Below are 17578 nucleotides of genomic sequence, written 5' to 3' on the forward strand. Positions count from 1 at the left end.
GCAGCATTGATGAGTTCCGTTTTGATATAACCGCCCTGTATAATGGTATTCCCGAGCATCGATTTTTCTACGCTATCCTCAAAAGCCAAAGTCCCCAAATCATCCTCCACGCTATCTTTTACTTGCTCTATTGCGGGGCTATCTGCTGTAAACCTGATTTTACCGCTAATCTCCCCGCTGTCCAAATCGAAATAAGTCTGCCCGTTTACTGATGATATTCTACCTGTGGTAATTTGTCCGCCGTGCAATATCGTATTGCCATACATAGCCTCTGCACTTCTCTTTCCTGCTACGGGTGTGTAAAGCAGATAGCAGAGAAAATAATAGTGCTGAGGTCTTTCATCGAATTTTATTTTTTCCGTTGTTACATACCAACTGCCGATATTCCCTGTCTTTTCGCATTTCGCATAAACATAATAGACTTGATTGAGTAATCCTGTCTGGTAAAATTCTAATAAGTTCCAAGTTTTAGGATTGTCTGCTATGCTAAAATGTACTAAGTTTCCTGCGGTTATGTGGATATTGGCAGGGTTACCTCTTACATTAGGATTCAGCGTAATATTTTCTAATGCAAACTGCTGGCTTCTTGCTCCTATGGCTATCATATTAGCCTCTATGCTGTTGGGTTTAATATGCTCGGTATCAAAATAGCCGTCTGTATCAAAGATATTTTCTTTTAGTTCTTTAAGGTTGGCATACCCCCTTCGGAAGTTGTCTTTGTTGATCTTCTCTATGGATTTTATAACGGTTTGGTTGTCCTTTATATCGCTTACTATGCTTTCTACAAAAGATATAGAATAGGTGTCGGCTATGTCTATATTGTATTTGTATTCTTGTAGTAAGTCCTCCCTTAGTGTGATAATTCTGCTGGTCTTATCCACGCCCAAAGCCTCGTCTTTAATCGAGATATAATCTCCTACGGAAAAGAATTTTGTCCCTGTATTTCCTTTGTCTTTAAGAAACATAGGGTCTATATCCAAAGCATATTTCAGGTTGTTTACCGAGCGTTTTTCGTACTCTTTCAGCCCCTCTTGCAATAGTTTGTTTTCGGCATTGGTAATATACCTATCAGGCATCGTAATATCAAGGAGCGTAAACTCATCTCCTACATTAAACTGAAAAGCTGTTGCCTTTGCATCGGGGAAGGCTTGCCCTCTTTCGTCTTTGAATTGTTTAAGGCTGAAAGTCTTTGTAGAATGGTCGTATTTTGACAATTCAAATTCGTACCCTGCCAAATTCCCTTTGTTGAAATGCAGTTTAGCGGCTGTTCCCGCAATGAGGTACTTGGTGGTTACTTTGTCTTTTTCCTTTTCGTTAAGGTCAAAATCCATATTGCGGACGACCAACTTTTGCACGCCGTTTTCCAAAGTCCCCACGGCACTTACTATCCCCTTGAAGGTAGGCTTTATATCGTCAAAGGTTTTTATGCCTTCTATTAAGCCGTATTGCTTCACTTTCGCCCCATCTTCTATGTACTCTCTTCCGTAGGAAGTGGGCAGTTTCAGGCGTTCGGAGAAGTTTCGGTAATCTGCTTTCAGGTTTTCTGTGCTTCCGTAAACATACAGTCTTGTGATGACTTCATCGTTCACATTGTCCCTACTCAAGGAGTACAAGCCGTTTCCTTTGCCGTATTCAAAGGTGAAAGGTAGAGTCTCGCCGAATTTCTTTATGTTCAGCACACATCTTTTATGGGTGATGTCTTCTGCTATTTCAAATTCCGTGTCGTATTCTTTACAAATCTTCTGCAACACGGCAAGGCAGTTTTCATCACTGAATGTTAGTGTTTTGGTTTCGCTGTTTTGCGGATATTCACCAAGCGTCCAAGTAAAATCATCTACTTGATTGATATTACTGATGAGTACCTGCAAAAAGGTTTCTATCGTGGAAGTAAGCGGAAAATCCCCCGTAGTCTGGTAGCCCTGTGTATCAAGATTGAAATAAATTTTCTTCCTCAGGCGGTACTGCATCCCCTCAAAGGTTAAGTCATAGGTATAAAAACCCTGCTCCTTTTTCACTTTTGGTGCAGTGTTGAGCGTATAGCGTTTGTTTCTTAAATCTATATAATCATTGATATGAAAATCAAGAACCGTCTTGCTCTCTACCGTCAGCGAGATAGAGTCTTCGCCCAAAAGTGTTTTGGTGTATTCTGCTTTGGTAACGCTTCTGAGTGGATTGCGGTTGTTAAGATTGAGATTGCTCCGTGCTTGTGTAACGATTATTTCTCCCATATTATCTCAGCGTTTGTTTGGAGGTTGGTAATGTTTTCTATATTTCCTGCAATGGTGATGTAGTGGGTTATCCTGTCGGACAAGTTTTCGTTAATGGATATTTGCCCTTTCTGTATGCGGTTTCTGCCATCTATGTTAATCTCTACCCAAGTAGGCGTATTAAAGGACAATTGTAGATTCTCTCCTCTTAACTTCAAAACCTTTTTCACCGGATTAGGCTCTTTTATTTTGAGAGAAAAAGTCCCTACCATGTCATTGCCCTTAAACTGTTTTTTAAGCTCTGTTTTATCCTCTAAATAGACATCATAAACTAAAACCTGACCGCTGAACTCCACGAGCAGCCGTACTGTTCCCTCTTTGTCGAACTCGGAAAACAGGGTGTCAAAATTGCGTTTCATCTCCACCCAGTCGTTGCCCTCTACCCAGCCATTCAGTTTTATTTCCCTTTCTTCATATCTTGCAGGGGACAAATCTATTGCCGTACCGTGATATTCTGCCCAGTCGTACTGCTTCCGCTTCTTGGGTTTTAGCTTATCCAAAAGTCCCTCAGAGGAGGAGATATAGACCTTGCAATCCTGAAAATATTTGCCATTGAGGCTGTATTTAACCATTTCCATTGAGCTGTTTTTTTATGATTTTTAAATCTCCCGTAGTCTGGATTTTTGCCTTGTCCGAATACAGATAAACCGCAACATTGCTGTCTTCTGTACATTGGATTTCTACTTCTGCATTGTCCAGTACATTTACCAACAAAAAGGCATTCCCTTTGGTGGTTATTTCAGCCTTAGAGTTGTGCCTTACGATAAGTGTTGCTACGGCAAAGTCAGAGTAAGTTATTTCAGCCTTAGAGTTTCCAAATAACGCCGTTCTCATTACATTGGATATATTCCCCTCAAAGTCGGTGTAAAGTCCGTATTCTTGGGTTTGAGCTTTAAACTCACGCAGTATTTCCAAAGAGGGAAAGTCTTTACGCATTGCCCAGTCGTCCCCCCTGAAATACATATCGCACAAGGTCGAAAGGGTAGGGGAGTTTTTCATATCCCTTTGCCATTCTTTGCACAAGCCTTTCCGTGCGGCTTCTCTTATTATCTCTTTTATTTCCATTGGTTATATTATTTTAGTTTTTGAAATAATATTTCATTTATTGAAATATTTTTATATCTTTGCACTATGGTTATCATCTCAAAAGCACCCATCAACGAATACCTCCAAAAGTATCCTGCACATAGGGAGGAACTCTTAAGGTGGTATGGCGTTGTCAAAACGGCTGATTGGTCTAACTTTGCCGATATTAGAAAGACATTCAACAGCGTGGACGGCGTAGGAGACGGTTTATATGTGTTCAATGTGAAAGGTAACCATTGCCGTGTGGTAGCGAGGATTATATTTTCGGTACGCACTGTTTTTATAAAATTCGTAGGCACCCATAAAGAGTACGACAAACTAAATATGAGAGAATTATGAAAATCAACAACGAAAAAGACTATCAAAAGTATCTTCACGAGGTGGATGCTTTGATGAAAAAAGGCGAAGAAAATCTTTCTAAATCCGAGCTTAAACGCATTGGAACGCTCTCTGCCAGCTTGGAAGCGTACGAAGACACCGTTTATCCCATTATCAAACCAGAGGGGCTTATCGGTATGGTAGAAGTGAAAATGTTTGAGAAAAAGATGTCTCAAACCGATTTTGCCAAAGCCTCTGGCATAAGCCTTCCGAAAATCAACCAAATCATCAACGGTAAAAGAAAAGCGGACATCCCTTTTGCAAAGGCTGTACATAAAATTCTGGATATTCCTGCGGATTATATACTTTCTCATCTTTAAAGTCCTTTGGGTCTTAGGTCGTTTCTGTCCATTTTTCTGTTCATCTCCGAGAGGTCTCTCCGCATCTGATGGAGATTTCTGGTATTGGCTTCAATCTTTGAAAGCTCAAAAACCATTGATTTTAACTGTGTCTGGCTTTCTATGTTTTTGTTGGATACCTCTTGCATTTGCAGTTTGAGTTTGGTCATATCGGCAAAGGCATTCAGCTTGGTAGTCTCTAAATTCTTTGCAAATTTGTCTAAGCTCTCTTTGTATTCTGCTCCGATGATTGAAGTATTGGAATTTGATTTTCCCCCCTGCATTATTTTCAGGATTTCAGCTACATAAATACGAATGGCGTTAAACTGCCCTGCCAATACTCCTGCCGTTTGCTCGCTCATTCCTTTGATGGCTCCTTGCAGAGAGTTTGCACCTCCGTCCACGCCTGTATCTTTAAAAAAGTCGTCGAGATAATTCAGTGCAGATACAAAAGGCTGAATCTTTTCTTTGACTCTTCTTTTCCAATCCTCTTGTTCCCACTTAGAAAGCCCATCAAAGCTTCCTGTTACCTTACCATCTTTGTCTACCCTAAACCCTAATTTATAGACTAATTCATCAATCAAACCCTGTATATAAGGAGCAAGCAATTTCTGTTTTAGTGCGTTTTTAACGGCATTACGCATCACATCTTCTACAGCTTTATCATATTCCTTTGCACCATCTACGCCTTTGGACCAAGCATCATAAAGGACATCTCCGAGTTTATCCGCCAAGCCCTCAGTCGTAATCCCAACAATGGCGTTTTTCATATTGTCTGTAATGTCTTTTATTTGGTCGTTGATGGCGTTAGCCCTATTTCTGTAATCCGCTATTTTATCTTTATCGGCGTGTTTTTTTCGTGCCTCCTCATCAGCCATTTGGTTAAGCAGTCGTTGTTGGCTTTTCAGGTTGTCGATCATCGCATTTTGCTCTTTATATTTCGCTTCCCCCAAAGTTCTTTTCAGCTGTCTTTCTAAACTACTGTATGCGTTTTCTAAGTTTTTTACTTCTGCCGCCCAAGCTTTGATGTGACGTTCTTTTCTTTTGTCCCCCGATAGAGACTTAAATATAGCCCCTATAAGCTGGATACCCGCTTTAATCATTCCTGCTGTCCCTCCTTGAGCTATTGAAGTGGCAAAATCTAAAGCTGCATTACCGACATTCATAATACCTTCGACCGCATCATTAGTTGCTTCATCAAACCCTCCAAAAGCATCGGCTACATCTCTTACACCGGCACCGAGAGCATTAAATATCTCTTTGGCATCACCTAAATCAGAGATAAGTTTCTTTTTAGCGTCTGCTAATTTCTTATCCGCTATTAGACCACGTTCCTGTGCTTGGTTTAATTTGTCTTGTGCATTCCTTGCTTGTTCGGAATCTGCACCAAATTCCGCAACAGCCTGATTATATTCTTTTTGAGCTTGTTCTACATCCTTATTGGCATTGGTAAAGTCCTCTTTGGCTTCCTTAAAGTGGTCAAAAGCACTGATGAGCTTCTCAAAAGGATTCTTTTCTCCTGCGGATTTTACTTTGTCTATGGCTCCCTGAAGTGTAGCAGCATCCTGTATAGAGAGTGTTCCTTTGGACTTCTCTTGAAATTCCAAAAGCTTATCCAATATGCGTTTAAGCGAGGCATCTGTTATTCCCTCCAGTTCAGAAAAAGCATATTGCCACTCTTGCGATTTCTGAATCATATCCATTGAAAGTTTGTTAAGCTCTTCTTCCATCGCCTTACTCACTTTCCTTTTGGCTTCGCCGTCGTTTTGGCGTTCGGCTTCCTCCCTTAATGCTGCATACTTTTGGATGATTTCCAGTCGTTTTTCTTCATAAGTTTTATGCTCTTCCAACAACTGCTTGTAGCTTTGCTTGAAATTCTCCTGCACCTTTTCTATTTCCCCTTGTAGGTATGCCTTTGCTCCCGCGTCTATCTCTGCTTGGGTCAAGGCTTGCATTTTCTGTTTTAAGTAGTCCAGTTTCTCGGCATCGGTTTTAATGTCGGACAAGTCGTCGGTTACGCTCTTTCTGAACTTGTCCATTACCTCTTTAACCCCGTTAAGCCTGTTGATTTCATCGGTTATTCGGGCTAAATTATTGGCGGTTTCTTCATCGCCTTTGCCGCTTTCTACAACTTCTCTAAGGGCTTTGGCGGTATCTTCCAAATAACCGATATAGGACTTGTCTTTGATTTTCGGAAACATCTGGTCTGTGACTTCTGCGGAATAGCCGTTTGCAAGGAGTTTATCCCTTACTTCTATTTGGCGTTTGGTTTCCTGCATTTGCTCGTCAAAGGATTTTTTCCCGTATGCCTTTTTAACTTCCGCAATTTGCTTTTGCAGGTCTTCCTCCTGTTTTAACAGCCTTGCTATTTCCTTTTTGTTGGTGGTCAGCGTTTTGTTGTTCAACTGCTCCTGTACATCGGACAATTGCTTTTCCAAGTCGCCTAACGAACCTTTTATGGCGTTTTTGATGCCTGTTTTAACCCGTGTTTTAACGGTTTTATGAACGCTGTAATTGTATTTTTCTAATTCTCGGTTAGCCTCTGCTATTTGGGCTAAAAAAGGTTTTGCTGCCGCATTGGTTTTCCCACCAGCCATTGCATTAATAGCCTCCTCTGCTGCGTTTTTTTGGTTCTCCCAGTAGGCTTTGTTTTTAGGTAGGTTCGCCTCAGCATTCTTTGCGTTTTCAATTCCGCTGAGCGTCCTATTTACTTTGTCTAATTCATCTAAAAGAGTTTTTACCGATAGAGAAGCAAGAAGGTCTTTCATTCCGCTTACGAGCTTTAAGCTTTGAACAGATTTCTCATTTGCTTTTTGTATCTCATTCGTTAGTTTACCTCGTAATTTTAATGAGTGAAGTACCGCTGTTTTATAATTCTCATAATATTCTTTTAGCTCTGCACGGTTCATTTTAGACAGCTTATTTTGAATAAGCATATTAGCCTTTTTCCGCTCATTTTTCTTTAATAACTTTTCTTCTATGTCCAACTCTTCTAACTTATCCAAATATCTCTTAGAATGAAACACTGCATTCTCATCCTTAATTTTTTGTGATGCTTGATATTCTATTTCAGCTTCTCTTTTCAGCTCCTCTATTTTCTTTTTAGAATCAGCTATCTGTTTATCATATTTCGCTATTTCTTTATCAAATTTTGCATTGGCAATTAGCTCGTTTACCTTTGCAATCTCCATTTTCTTAAACAATTCAAGGTCTAAGTTTTTGAGATACGGACCGTATAACTCTTGCAGTTTTCGATAAGCTTCGTATTGGTCATATTGGCTGGCGTTTGCATTTCGGATAACAGAGATATATTCCTCGGTTTTACGAGTAAGTTCCTCCATTTCCTTTTTATTCTTTTCGGTTTGTTCATTAAACCTCTTTTGGGCTCTTTCTGCAGCCGTAGAATGGTCCACAAGTTTAACATAAGCATAGACAAGTCCTGTAATAGCAACAATGGCTAATACAATAGGGTTGTTCAGCATCGTGGCATTTAGCAAGGCTTGGGCTTGTGCCAATAATCGTGTTACAGAAAGCCGTGCCATTTGGCTAAGCGTTAATCTCTGCTCGGATAAAGCACTCGCATTTTTAGTAGCTACGGCTAAGGCTTCTTGAGCAGAAGCTACTTTTGTAGTTGCAACATTGATTTCTTTGGTCGCTATTGAGGCTTTCATAAAACCCTCTGCTGTTTTATCAGCTTGGGCAGCTGCTAATTTTGCTTGAGCAGCAGTTAATTCTGTTTGTGCTAATTTTAAGTTGGCTACAGCTTGCCTTTCTGTTACCAACGCTCTTCCTATTACCATTTTCTCGGAAAAGCTCATTGTCTCTATATTTTTAGTGACAACCATATTGCGGTATTGCTCTGCTGCCGCTACTACCACTAATGCCCCCCTGTATGCTCCGTAAGCCAATGTAACCCCCTCTATAACATTCAAGACCTCTTTGTAATGCTCTACCAAGTAATTCAGCCCCTGTATTCCGCTGTTCAATAATCCCTCTTGGCTTTCGCCTATATTGTTGAGCATTCGGTCAAAAGCATCCTGTAAGTTAGAGATTTGACCCGTCAAAGACTTGGACTGCTTCTCCATCAGGTTAAAGAACATTCCACCTTGATCGGTCATATTAAACAAGACTTCTTTCACATCGTTAAAGCCTATTTTTCCAGCAGAGACCATTGCTTGGATTTCAGCCGTATTGGTACGGTATTTATTCGCCAATTCTGCCAATAGAGGGATTCCTGCTTCGGTAAACTGGCGTAAATCATCACCCATCAGCTTGCCTTTGGCTTTTACCTGCCCATAGACCAACAAAATACGATTCAACGGCACACCAAGTCCCGCTGCTATATCTCCCATTCTCCTAAGGGTATCCGTGATTTCTTTTGCGGGTACTTGGTAGGCTAACAACTGCTTTGCTCCGCTTGCTACCTCTTGAAGTGAAAAGGGCGTTTTCGCCGCCAAGGTTACCATATCGCCCATCAGGGCTTTGGCTTTTTCTCCGCTTCCGAGCATCGTGGTAAAGGCTATTTCTATTTGCTGGAATTCGCCCCTTACCCTTATCAATTCTCGTGTGAAACCCATTAACGCCTGTGCAGAGAAATACCCTGCTATCCCTACGGATAGTTTCTTGAAGGCATTGTCTATTTGTCGGGTTTGCTGTTGGGTTTGTTGGGTAAGACCAAGAATATCACGCCTCATCTTGTCAATATCTCTACGCCATTGGGTCATGTCTATTCCAGCTCCGAAATAAAGCCCTCCATTATTGTTATTCATAGGGTTATTAATTTACTTACAAAAATACTTTAAGTAACCACCCTTTACAATAGAAAAATCAATATATTAGATAACTGAACAAAAGTTTTTATTTTAAAAACCGCTTTTTGAAACAAAACAATAAAAGCACCTCGAAATGAAGGTACTTTTGTTAAAATTAAAAAATGGTTTAAGATGCAATTAAATGCTTTTGCAAAATTTTATGTATAAATACACGCCCTTGTTCAGTCCATACGGTTTGCATACTGGTTTGCGTAATGCCGTTGCCGTCGGTGTAAGTGTGGGTTCTGGTCTTTGTATAACCTTTGTTTTGATACTTATGATATAATAACCATGTGCCACCCTGACGATATTGCACTTTTAACCCACCAAATTTTTTATTGTTTTTTTTTAATATTTTTTTCAGAGGTTAGTATTGTCGCATAAAAAAGCCCTGCACTCAAGGCTCAAGAGTACAGGGCAGGGTGTAATTAAAACATAAGAAATTTATATATTTACAATAGGCTTTTGATCTCCTCTGCCTTATGAACAATATAGCAGGCTAAATCTTGTAAATTTTTCTCTGTAAAATCAAAATACAACACTTTGTCTGACAAGCATTTCCGATAACGAATAACGCTTATACCCATTGCCTGTGCTGCAATGTCGGCTTTCATTCCAAAAGCATCGGTAATGCTAATGATTTTTACCTTAATCTCTTCGGGCGTTAGCTCAATATTCTCCATAATATAAAAATTAAAATCCCGACAATCAGTAATAAGGTTTCCAAAGAAATCTCAAAGGAAATAGAGCCCTCAAACTCACTTTCGTAAAACGATTTTATTTTTGCTATGATTTTTTTTAACATAGTTTTTATATATTTGTACCATAAAAGCAATGAAAAAGGGAGGAGGATTTCTCCTCCCGAGTTCCTACAAAAATAAAAGATTGAGTACTCTCTTTACTACTAAAAGGAATTTTAAGCACCATTCCTTTTTCTTCTTTTTGTAGTGCAATTCAAATTTAATTTTCATTGCTTTTTGTTTTTCATCATCATTCGGTGATGTGTCCGAGTAACTGACTTTCAATTACCTTACAAAGATATAGAATATTTTTATTCTATACAAGTTTTTCAGCGACTTTTTTTGTATTTTTTTCTTTCCAGACACGAAAAAAAAACCACCAAAATGGTAGGGCAAAAACATTGGTTTTATTTATAGTAGTGATATTTCTTGAGAAGATTATTTTAAATCTAATAATTCTTTTGCTTTTATGTAGATTGTTTCATAGATTTACTTAAACCACTTTTCTATTCATAACACCGCTTTTTGTAAAGTTTCACGAATAAAAGAATTTAAAGACATCCCTATATTGGTTGCTTTTTCTATCACTTTAGTATGAAGTTCGGGGCTAAGCCAGACATTAAAACTTCCGCTATACGATTTATATAAAGGTAAATTATGCTCTTTGCAATGAGCAATATAATCCTCGACAGCGTTCATAAAATCCTCTTTCAACTCCCTAATGGTATTCCCTTCATAGGTAATCAAAGTGCCTTTCTCTAATCCTAAAATCTTGCCGTAGAGTGTATTGTCTTCATGCTGAATTTCAATACTTCCGATAAATCCTTTATATTTAAGCGTCTCCATTTTCTCTTCGGCTCACTTTTTTGCAACTATTTTTCAGTTATAAATATACAACAAAATTCCTATTGTGCAAATTTTTTATTGATTTTTTTAAATTAAAAATGGTTCACAACATAACTACTTATAGCGTTCCAACATCATCTTCAAATCTTCTGCAGATTGTTCTTTTAAAGAGATTTCTTTTTCTTCTTTTTCCTCAATACCATAGTTTGGTGCGTCTATCAGCATACGCTGCACAATACGCCAATCTACCCCCCAAAGCAAGTAATCTAAGGTCCAACCGAAATGGTGGCATATTTGCCCCATAACGCCATAGATTGATTTTAGTCCTCTATCGGCTTCGCTTTGGTCGGTCTGTTGCCGTTCATCAATGCGATAGAGAGCATAAAATTTGCATAATCGGATTCCTTGATTAAGTTTTGTGCAAAATATTGAATATCTTTTGCCGTAAAGTGCTTCTTCACCTGCCGTTGTATCCACCAAGAAATCAAAATATTGTCTGTAAAACAAATAGCAACTACTTTTGTTACTTTATCCAAATTATTCAATACTGATTGATATTGTAGGGCTAACTGCTCTTGTAAATCATTGGTGTTAAGTGAGTTTTCATCTAAATACATCGTAATGAATATCTTTGATAGTTTAAACAAACGCCCTAAGGTCATTTTTTTTGCTTTATACACTTTCGGTTTTCCCCATAGATTTTTTATCTGGATTTTAAAGCCGTCGTTTGTTAATAATTTTAATTCTTTTTTTTCGGCGTTTAGTTGTTCTTCTTTAGTCATAGGCTGTGCTTAGATTTAGACAAAAATACCTACCCACAATTGCAGGCAGGCATTTTTGACAATTAAAAAAAACAGATTTTTATTTCTCTTGAATTTCAAATCGAGATACTCCTGATTTGGTAGGGTTCAGTACATTGGCTTTTATATCTAAAGCCATTAGGTTTTTCTTCCCAATATCAGAGGTAAATTTACCCGTAATTTGAACTCTCGGAAACCTTAAAATAGCTCCTACTTGATTCTCTATTTGTAAAGATTTTTCAATGGTTACTCCTTTCATAGGTGCTTTATAGACTTTATTGCCTGCCGTTCCTGTTACTGTCCCACCCATAACCTTTGCTACAGTGTCTAAATCATATTCGGGGATTTGAAATTGAATATTGATTGCTCCTTGTTTGGTTTGAACATAGATGGGATTATCGTGCTCTTCCACAAAAAATTTTGTTTCTTCACCATCTTCGAAGTTAATTTTACAAGAATCTTCTGCTGTGTTTCCCAATACTTCAAGATTAGCAGACATTCCTCCGTCTGAGGCAATATCTCCTATTTTAATAGAAGCAATGCCTATTTTTACTTTTGTTGCCATAGTTTATATATTTTTTTTGTTAATTGTTTTTGTTAATAAACAGGGTAAGCCATTAACTGTACCCTGAAATTGTAATAATTTTCGTTTTGTTCTTCAATATCTTGATGCATCTCTACATCAAGAGTATAATCCTCTTCCCAAACATCGCTTATCACTTGATAAACTTTCTCAGCGATTTCCTTTAGTCGGCGGTTGTCTTTGTGATATTGCGTAATCCCACCTATTGTTACAGATTTTTTCGGTACATAGCAATTGATATTAAACACCCCATTCTGCAACAGTCCATTATCCATCGTTAGAGAGTTGATGACAATATCCTCTTTGTTGCCATCAGTTGGGCGGTTGTCTTTGTAAATTCGTCCATTGATGAACTCATTTACTTTTGCTTTCAATAGCAATTCCAGAATCCATTGTTTGCCGTCTAATACTGTCCGTTTCATCTCAATTGTTTTAATAATAATGGCACTTGTATTTTCGCTAATTGCTCGGCACTGGTCAGCACCACACGCCCTTTGCTTTCTACATAGGCTCCGTACTTCATTCCTGCGACAACAACCAAAGCAACACCTCTAAATTTCGGTGCCACTTGATAGGCTAAATCTCTCCCGTACTGCAATGGGTTTTCGTTGCTTGGCACCATCCCTTTAGCGGTCAAATGAAAATCCTCCGTTACCACCTTGCCATCAACCACAATGATAAAACCGATTGAATTTCTTAGGTTCGCCGTTTGGTCTTGGTAGTTTCCATCTTCCTTAGCCTTATTTATACACTTTTCACCTACAAAGCTCAAAACTCTTACAACTTTACGGGAATAGTCTTCCTCTGCTTTTTTTAGAACAGCATCAATATCGCTCATTCTGAATTTTGGCACTAAACCCATATCCGTGTGTGTAATTGTTCTTGGCTAAATCGTTGTACAATCGCTTCTAATCTCATTTCGCTACCATTCCAGACTTGGATTTTAGCCCCTTGCTTGATTTTAGGACAATGTTTAGAGGCATAAATCACCGCTGAATAGGTGTAGGCTTCCCCGTCTGTTTTCGTGATTTTACCGCCTCTACCATTGATTTCGTCTCTACAATAACCCACATTGACCCATTCCGCCTTACCTTGTTCAAACTCGGCGGTGGCTTGGTCAAAAGTACCTTCTAACTCTTGATACACTTTCAATATGTAAGGGTATTGTTTTACCATTCGTTTGAAATGTCTGTAATCGTTGGTTTGGGTAATAAGTTAGGCCTCCCTAATCGCTGTGACAATAGACTATAATAACTCTCCATTGCCTTTTTGTCATACGAAATAGAATATCCTCCCTCTCTTACGTTCTCTGGCATCAATAACATCTCGGGTAGTATATTATAGAAAAACAAATCTACTTTTTCGGCGTTATTTGATGCATATTCTTCCGTTGCTATTAGATTAAGTTTGGATAGTTCCGCTTCAATCAAAGCATCAGAATAAATCACCGACCATAGGCTTAGTTTCTCTACAATATACTCCCCGATAGTCATTAGAACTTGGTTTTAAGAATAAGATTCTTTCTCGTGTTATTTAATACGGGCATCGCAAATGCTGTTGCCTTAGTCGAAATCAAAATAGGGTCTTGGTGCCCAAATGTTTTCACTAAAATAAAATCATCTTTGACAGACTTACTCATCACATCTGCAAAATTTATCGTAAACTCCTGCGTAGTAGTATATTGTGTCGCTCCCAAAATCGGAGATGCCGATAACAATATATTCCCAGATTCCCAGCCATTTACAGATTCTACCGCCCCTGCTTTCGTTTCATACCCCATATAAGACTCCCACAATCTGAAAGTCGGTAGCCCCTTTCCTTGCAATTGAGCATTTAATTGTTCTACAGTAATATTTGGTAACACTGTTGAATTATTTACAGGTACACCAAATACAAACTGCCTTGCACTTTTGTTATCCAATACTTTGTTTAATACATCACGCTCAAGCGTAACAGTTGTATACCGATAGCCTTTTCCTCTGGCTTCCTCCTGCAAGGCTTCCAATTCTTTTATCGGATCTGCATCAGCGGCTGTAAACCAGTTTTTCTGTGCATTTTGAGTCTTGACTTTGAAATCAATAGTAAGGTTAGCAACGCCTCCAGAGTTATTAGCCACTGTCGTTTTGAATTTTCCATTTGAAACCAACTGCTTCGCCATCCATTCCAAGCGAGCATTCACTCCATCCACAACGAAGGTAAGGTCTTCATAGATTTTTCCAATCAATCGGTTTTTAATCGATTGATTATTCGGGTTCAATGCTACGGCATTTCTCAACTGCTGCACCGTATAAAGGTCTTTTTCGTTCATATCCCGTGCAATTTCTATCTTCGGAATTTCACCTTTGATAGACTCTACAAAATCACGCCCTTTTCTCGGTGCTTTAGAACCGATAGCAACGATGTCTGCCATTATCTTTGCTCCTTCAGTTCCCTCTAAGGTACTGTACTGCAGTGTCGTGTTGTATTCCAGCGGCATAAAAGTTCTATACTGCAATTCTCCTAAAGGGTAGGCATTCAAAATAGCTTGCAGATTTGCCTGAGAAAATTCAGGGACTATATTATTAGCATTTATCATAAGTTATTAGTTTTTAGATTGTTAATTTTATTTTATCATTAAATAAAAGAAATTCTCGCAAGAATAGGTTTAATAAATCCTACTCCTGCTTTCTCTTTATCAGGTAATGCATCTTTCCTTGCTGTTCCTGCCATTACTACGGCAACCAAAGGCATATCGTCAATTACCACATCATGAGCTGTTAGCCCAATAGCCCCCACCACATTGGTCGCAGAGAAGACCTCATTCAAAGGCTTAAACTTTCCATCAGTTGCCGGCACTAGTAATGTTCCCGCTGGCACTACGCCATCTGTAAATCTTGCAGAAGCTTCTGTATTATCAATATGCACTCCGCCTGGGTAGGTGGCATCTACTTGGTCGAAGACTACAATTTGTCTTCCTGCTTTTTCAGATTTTTTTACTTGTTTCATTTTTCATTAAAGTTTTGGTTAATATAATTTTGAACATCGGCGTCTATTTGCCCTTCTACTGCTTTATTCCCAAACAAAGGATTTGCTTGGCTTTTAAGCAAATTATTACTCAATGTTTGATTATAAGCGTCTTGGCATTCTTTAAGCTGAGATGCAAACACATTAAGCTGTTCGTCATTATCAAAGGTTTTCCCTTCGATATGTAACTTGTAGAAGTTCTCATTTACCCCCAATTCTTTTAACTTTGAAGTGAGCTTCTCTGCATTAGATTGCTGGATTTTTTCCGCTTGCAACTTTTGTAAGCTATCGGACAATGTCTTGTTGCTTTCCATAAGTGCTTGAGCCCATGCAGGCATTTCGCTATCCTTTGTCCCTTCTTCAGGTTTCTGTTCAGGCTTAGTAGTTAGATTTTTATCATCCCCCTCTTTCGCATTTTCCAGTTCCTGAATTTTCTTTTGCAAAGTTCTATTTTGGTCGGTTAAAGACTGGTAGATACGCAGATCGCTTTCTACATCTTCTACCGCTGTATCGATTTCGCTCTCTTCTTTGACCGTCTTTGCCAGTTTATCCGCAAATACTTTCAAAATGTGTTCCCCTAACCCTAAATCTTTGTATTTAGTTTTAAGCGTCTCAAGAATTTTTTTGTTCATAAATAAATGGTTATTAGTTTTTTAGTATCTTTGTGTTACAAATTTACTTTAAGTAATAATGTCTTACAATAGAAAAATCAGTAAATTAACCATAAAAAACAAAGTTTTTATTTTAAAAACCGCTTTTTGAAACATATCACAAAAACATGAACCAAATTTTACACAAAAGAATCGCAGATATGACCACAATCGAAATGATGGAATCCGCATATCTTATAGAAGTGTCAAAGAAAATAACGATGACACTACAAGAGTTTTGCCAAGTAACAGGCTGGGACAAAAGAAAGGTTTACCAGCGTATTAAAAATAAAATACTTCCAGAACAACTTATCAAAGGTGGCTACGAGTATCGTTCGCAAAGAAAACAACCGATATTCCTAACCAAAGAAGTATTAGACTGGATTAAAAACTAAAACCAATATCATTATGAGTACATTTAATTTTTCAGAGTTCCTTATGGAAAGGGGATTTTCATTTACAAATTACGGCACACACAATCTCTATGAGTTTTCCAAAGACCAGAAAGACTATTGCGTAAACCTGCAAGGTAAAGTAATGACCACAAACGAAAGTAAGACCAGAGATTTAAAGGTAGATATACCTGTTCCGAAGACCAAAGCCGAAGCCGAAAAATGGCTAAAGAAATTTTTGGGATAACTTCCTGATTTATAAATAAAAAAAGACCTAAAAAATAGGTCTTTTTATTTGTACGATTAAGTAAATAGTCGTATATTTGTAAGGTAATTGAAAGTCAATTATGCGAGTTCGCACCTCGCTTTGTTTAACCCAAAAACCAAGCCAATGAAATTCAGATTTGAATTGAGTTTTAAAAGGTTGAAAAAAGGTTTTAAAATCAAGTTGTTAGTAGCAATTAGAGATTTTATTAACCTAATCTTTTAAACTCGGTGGGGGTAGAGCCCCACCTCATTGTCTTTTTAACATTGCAAAGTTATGAAATCTTTTTTAAAACACCTCATTTCTAAGTGGAAAGAAATTAATACGGAAGGCTATGAAAAAACTATTGTCTTTGAATTGTCTTTGGGGCAAATTATTTTGATTGTAATTACACTAATTGGATTATTATGGATAGCAATAAATTAGCAATAAAAAATAGAATCATGGAAATTCTTGATTTGTTTGGTATTACAGGAGCAAGAGCAGCGGAAATAATGGGCGTAAAAGCCTCAACATTTAATTGTAAAAAGAATGATAATAATCCTCGCCATTGGTTCAATCAAAAAAACCTTGATGATTTGGTAAATTTTATTAAAAGGGAAGCGGAGAAATTATAAATCAAATTTTCCTTAACTTATTCTTTAAAAATTTATATGCTATAGAGTATTTTTCAAATCGCTGTAAATCCTTTTCGTTGATATTATTTAGGCGAGATTTATCCATATTATCTTCCAAATCATTTAATTTTACTTTCGTTGCTAAAGGATTTTTGGATATTCTACTAATAAATTCAGAATAAGGCTCATTATCTTTTTTGGTAACGCATTGTAATGCATTGATAATTTCTTCTGAAAAGCCTTCCTTTCTTAAATCGCTAATCGTCCAATTAGTATCTTCTAATAAATCATGAAGAATACCACAAATTTTTTCTTCTTCAGTTTTCCCTTTTTCCATCACCCTTACTAAGTGTAGTATATAGGGCTTCCCTGCTTTATCTGTTTGTCCTTTATGTGCATTAACTGCTATTTGTATCGCTCTTTCTAACATTTTTAAAACTCTTCGTATTGTTCTTTCGTTATAATAGTACCGCCTAAAATCGCCTGCATAGCCAAATTAGTAGAGCAATCTATCTTATAAGGTATTTTGCCTTTGAATTTAACTTCACACAAATTTCCTTTGCCTGTACTTGTGAATTTAAATACAGCATTCTCGTATTCATCTAAAAGATAAATAATACCGTTTTTCAATAAATAATCTAAATTACTCATCTAAAGTTTTTGTAATAATTTTTAGACAGTTCTTCTAATTCTTTCATTCTTTCCAGTTGCTTAGGAATATTCATATCTAATAATCTGTATTCTTCATAATATTTATGCCCCAACCCACCTTTAAGTCCTGTTTCTTTCCGTATTTCATCCC

At 37.7% G+C, this 17578-nt stretch carries 23 protein-coding genes and 1 pseudogene; 5 read left to right on the forward strand and 19 right to left on the reverse strand.

Annotation, left to right across the window (positions count from 1 at the left end; genetic code table 11):
* The 3 genes from BLS89_RS03120 to BLS89_RS03130 all read right to left on the reverse strand — a co-directional run.
* On the reverse strand, positions 1-2228 hold a 2228-nt coding region (locus tag BLS89_RS03120), incomplete at its 3' end, for a phage tail protein (protein ID WP_092736057.1).
* Entirely contained in the window at positions 2216-2845 is a 630-nt protein-coding gene (locus BLS89_RS03125; RefSeq protein WP_092736058.1) for a phage tail family protein, read from the reverse strand. The genes BLS89_RS03125 and BLS89_RS03120, both read right to left, overlap by 13 nt.
* Positions 2832-3332, reverse strand: a complete 501-nt coding sequence (locus tag BLS89_RS03130; protein ID WP_092736059.1) for a hypothetical protein — start codon at positions 3330-3332, stop codon at positions 2832-2834. The genes BLS89_RS03125 and BLS89_RS03130 overlap by 14 nt, the downstream gene beginning before the upstream one ends.
* A gap of 66 nt (positions 3333-3398) precedes the next feature.
* Between BLS89_RS03130 and BLS89_RS03135 the strand changes: the two genes are divergently transcribed.
* Entirely contained in the window at positions 3399-3692 is a 294-nt protein-coding gene (locus tag BLS89_RS03135) for a type II toxin-antitoxin system HigB family toxin (protein WP_092736060.1), read from the forward strand.
* Positions 3689-4051, forward strand: coding sequence for a helix-turn-helix domain-containing protein (locus BLS89_RS03140; protein WP_092736061.1), 363 nt, complete (start codon positions 3689-3691; stop codon positions 4049-4051). The genes BLS89_RS03135 and BLS89_RS03140 overlap by 4 nt, the downstream gene beginning before the upstream one ends.
* On the opposite strand, the gene BLS89_RS03145 is transcribed toward BLS89_RS03140, so the two are convergent.
* The 14 genes and pseudogenes from BLS89_RS03145 to BLS89_RS03210 form a co-directional block, all read right to left on the reverse strand.
* Positions 4048-8838, reverse strand: coding sequence for a tape measure protein (locus BLS89_RS03145; protein WP_092736062.1), 4791 nt, complete (start codon positions 8836-8838; stop codon positions 4048-4050). The two genes, BLS89_RS03140 and BLS89_RS03145, sit on opposite strands and share 4 nt — an antisense overlap.
* 169 nt (positions 8839-9007) lie before the next feature.
* Positions 9008-9220, reverse strand: a pseudogene (locus BLS89_RS03150) (phage antirepressor KilAC domain-containing protein); the annotation flags it as partial.
* Between the two features lie 112 nt (positions 9221-9332).
* On the reverse strand, positions 9333-9563 hold the full coding sequence (locus BLS89_RS03155; RefSeq protein ID WP_092736064.1) for a hypothetical protein: 231 nt from the start codon (positions 9561-9563) through the stop codon (positions 9333-9335).
* Positions 9564-10130: 567 nt separating this feature from the next.
* A complete protein-coding gene (locus tag BLS89_RS03160; protein WP_092736065.1) occupies positions 10131-10466 on the reverse strand; it encodes a type II toxin-antitoxin system HicB family antitoxin in 336 nt (111 codons plus the stop codon).
* Positions 10467-10580: 114 nt separating this feature from the next.
* Complete coding sequence (locus BLS89_RS03165) at positions 10581-10769, reverse strand: hypothetical protein (protein WP_092736066.1); 189 nt, start codon at positions 10767-10769, stop codon at positions 10581-10583.
* Positions 10770-10786: 17 nt separating this feature from the next.
* Positions 10787-11248, reverse strand: a complete 462-nt coding sequence (locus BLS89_RS03170; RefSeq protein WP_092736067.1) for a hypothetical protein — start codon at positions 11246-11248, stop codon at positions 10787-10789.
* A 79-nt stretch (positions 11249-11327) separates the two neighbouring features.
* Positions 11328-11831: a phage tail tube protein gene (locus BLS89_RS03175; protein ID WP_092736068.1), complete on the reverse strand. Its 504-nt coding sequence runs from the start codon at positions 11829-11831 to the stop codon at positions 11328-11330.
* A 32-nt stretch (positions 11832-11863) separates the two neighbouring features.
* Positions 11864-12271, reverse strand: a complete 408-nt coding sequence (locus BLS89_RS03180; protein WP_092736069.1) for a hypothetical protein — start codon at positions 12269-12271, stop codon at positions 11864-11866.
* Entirely contained in the window at positions 12268-12687 is a 420-nt protein-coding gene (locus BLS89_RS03185; RefSeq protein WP_245688811.1) for a hypothetical protein, read from the reverse strand. The genes BLS89_RS03180 and BLS89_RS03185 overlap by 4 nt, the downstream gene beginning before the upstream one ends.
* Positions 12688-12701: 14 nt before the next feature.
* The gene (locus tag BLS89_RS03190; protein ID WP_092736071.1) at positions 12702-13025 is read right to left on the reverse strand and encodes a hypothetical protein; all 324 of its coding nucleotides are present in this window, start codon (positions 13023-13025) and stop codon (positions 12702-12704) included.
* On the reverse strand, positions 13019-13342 hold the full coding sequence (locus tag BLS89_RS03195) for a DUF6706 family protein (protein WP_092736072.1): 324 nt from the start codon (positions 13340-13342) through the stop codon (positions 13019-13021). The genes BLS89_RS03190 and BLS89_RS03195 overlap by 7 nt, the downstream gene beginning before the upstream one ends.
* Positions 13342-14424 carry a major capsid protein gene (locus tag BLS89_RS03200; RefSeq protein WP_092736073.1) on the reverse strand — a complete coding sequence of 361 codons (1083 nt, stop codon included), beginning with the start codon at positions 14422-14424 and terminating at the stop codon, positions 13342-13344. The genes BLS89_RS03195 and BLS89_RS03200 overlap by 1 nt, the downstream gene beginning before the upstream one ends.
* Before the next feature lie 38 nt (positions 14425-14462).
* Positions 14463-14834 (reverse strand): hypothetical protein, encoded by a 372-nt coding sequence (locus BLS89_RS03205; protein WP_092736074.1) that lies wholly within the window; start codon positions 14832-14834, stop codon positions 14463-14465.
* Positions 14831-15484 carry a hypothetical protein gene (locus BLS89_RS03210; RefSeq protein ID WP_092736075.1) on the reverse strand — a complete coding sequence of 218 codons (654 nt, stop codon included), beginning with the start codon at positions 15482-15484 and terminating at the stop codon, positions 14831-14833. Before BLS89_RS03210 ends, BLS89_RS03205 begins: the two co-directional genes overlap by 4 nt.
* A gap of 179 nt (positions 15485-15663) precedes the next feature.
* Between BLS89_RS03210 and BLS89_RS03215 the strand changes: the two genes are divergently transcribed.
* The 3 genes from BLS89_RS03215 (at position 15664) to BLS89_RS03225 (ending at position 16776) form a co-directional block, all read left to right on the forward strand.
* Positions 15664-15897 (forward strand): hypothetical protein, encoded by a 234-nt coding sequence (locus BLS89_RS03215; RefSeq protein ID WP_245688814.1) that lies wholly within the window; start codon positions 15664-15666, stop codon positions 15895-15897.
* A gap of 13 nt (positions 15898-15910) precedes the next feature.
* On the forward strand, positions 15911-16141 hold the full coding sequence (locus BLS89_RS03220) for a hypothetical protein (protein WP_176763230.1): 231 nt from the start codon (positions 15911-15913) through the stop codon (positions 16139-16141).
* Between the two features lie 425 nt (positions 16142-16566).
* Positions 16567-16776 (forward strand): hypothetical protein, encoded by a 210-nt coding sequence (locus BLS89_RS03225; RefSeq protein ID WP_092736078.1) that lies wholly within the window; start codon positions 16567-16569, stop codon positions 16774-16776.
* A gap of 1 nt (position 16777) precedes the next feature.
* Here BLS89_RS03225 and BLS89_RS03230 read toward each other — a convergent pair whose 3' ends face one another.
* Both BLS89_RS03230 and BLS89_RS03235 read right to left on the reverse strand, forming a co-directional pair.
* Positions 16778-17206, reverse strand: coding sequence for a phosphohydrolase (locus tag BLS89_RS03230; protein WP_092736079.1), 429 nt, complete (start codon positions 17204-17206; stop codon positions 16778-16780).
* 2 nt (positions 17207-17208) lie between these two features.
* Positions 17209-17427, reverse strand: coding sequence for a hypothetical protein (locus BLS89_RS03235; RefSeq protein ID WP_018675737.1), 219 nt, complete (start codon positions 17425-17427; stop codon positions 17209-17211).
* Between the last annotated feature and the right edge of the window lie 151 nt (positions 17428-17578).

Source organism: Riemerella columbipharyngis (assembly GCF_900101995.1).
Taxonomy (GTDB): domain Bacteria; phylum Bacteroidota; class Bacteroidia; order Flavobacteriales; family Weeksellaceae; genus Riemerella; species Riemerella columbipharyngis.

Excerpts from the sequence above, each read along its gene's own strand:
- BLS89_RS03125 (WP_092736058.1), bottom strand. The coding sequence starts at position 2,845 with ATGGAAATGGTTAAATACAGCCTCAATGGCAAATATTTTCAGGATTGC.
- BLS89_RS03130 (WP_092736059.1), bottom strand. The coding sequence starts at position 3,332 with ATGGAAATAAAAGAGATAATAAGAGAAGCCGCACGGAAAGGCTTGTGC.
- BLS89_RS03135 (WP_092736060.1), top strand. The coding sequence starts at position 3,399 with ATGGTTATCATCTCAAAAGCACCCATCAACGAATACCTCCAAAAGTAT.
- BLS89_RS03140 (WP_092736061.1), top strand. The coding sequence starts at position 3,689 with ATGAAAATCAACAACGAAAAAGACTATCAAAAGTATCTTCACGAGGTG.
- BLS89_RS03145 (WP_092736062.1), bottom strand. The coding sequence starts at position 8,838 with ATGAATAACAATAATGGAGGGCTTTATTTCGGAGCTGGAATAGACATG.
- BLS89_RS03155 (WP_092736064.1), bottom strand. The coding sequence starts at position 9,563 with ATGGAGAATATTGAGCTAACGCCCGAAGAGATTAAGGTAAAAATCATT.
- BLS89_RS03160 (WP_092736065.1), bottom strand. The coding sequence starts at position 10,466 with ATGGAGACGCTTAAATATAAAGGATTTATCGGAAGTATTGAAATTCAG.
- BLS89_RS03165 (WP_092736066.1), bottom strand. The coding sequence starts at position 10,769 with ATGGGGCAAATATGCCACCATTTCGGTTGGACCTTAGATTACTTGCTT.
- BLS89_RS03170 (WP_092736067.1), bottom strand. The coding sequence starts at position 11,248 with ATGACTAAAGAAGAACAACTAAACGCCGAAAAAAAAGAATTAAAATTA.
- BLS89_RS03175 (WP_092736068.1), bottom strand. The coding sequence starts at position 11,831 with ATGGCAACAAAAGTAAAAATAGGCATTGCTTCTATTAAAATAGGAGAT.
- BLS89_RS03180 (WP_092736069.1), bottom strand. The coding sequence starts at position 12,271 with ATGAAACGGACAGTATTAGACGGCAAACAATGGATTCTGGAATTGCTA.
- BLS89_RS03185 (WP_245688811.1), bottom strand. The coding sequence starts at position 12,687 with ATGAGCGATATTGATGCTGTTCTAAAAAAAGCAGAGGAAGACTATTCC.
- BLS89_RS03190 (WP_092736071.1), bottom strand. The coding sequence starts at position 13,025 with ATGGTAAAACAATACCCTTACATATTGAAAGTGTATCAAGAGTTAGAA.
- BLS89_RS03195 (WP_092736072.1), bottom strand. The coding sequence starts at position 13,342 with ATGACTATCGGGGAGTATATTGTAGAGAAACTAAGCCTATGGTCGGTG.
- BLS89_RS03200 (WP_092736073.1), bottom strand. The coding sequence starts at position 14,424 with ATGATAAATGCTAATAATATAGTCCCTGAATTTTCTCAGGCAAATCTG.
- BLS89_RS03205 (WP_092736074.1), bottom strand. The coding sequence starts at position 14,834 with ATGAAACAAGTAAAAAAATCTGAAAAAGCAGGAAGACAAATTGTAGTC.
- BLS89_RS03210 (WP_092736075.1), bottom strand. The coding sequence starts at position 15,484 with ATGAACAAAAAAATTCTTGAGACGCTTAAAACTAAATACAAAGATTTA.
- BLS89_RS03215 (WP_245688814.1), top strand. The coding sequence starts at position 15,664 with ATGACCACAATCGAAATGATGGAATCCGCATATCTTATAGAAGTGTCA.
- BLS89_RS03220 (WP_176763230.1), top strand. The coding sequence starts at position 15,911 with ATGAGTACATTTAATTTTTCAGAGTTCCTTATGGAAAGGGGATTTTCA.
- BLS89_RS03225 (WP_092736078.1), top strand. The coding sequence starts at position 16,567 with ATGGATAGCAATAAATTAGCAATAAAAAATAGAATCATGGAAATTCTT.
- BLS89_RS03230 (WP_092736079.1), bottom strand. The coding sequence starts at position 17,206 with ATGTTAGAAAGAGCGATACAAATAGCAGTTAATGCACATAAAGGACAA.
- BLS89_RS03235 (WP_018675737.1), bottom strand. The coding sequence starts at position 17,427 with ATGAGTAATTTAGATTATTTATTGAAAAACGGTATTATTTATCTTTTA.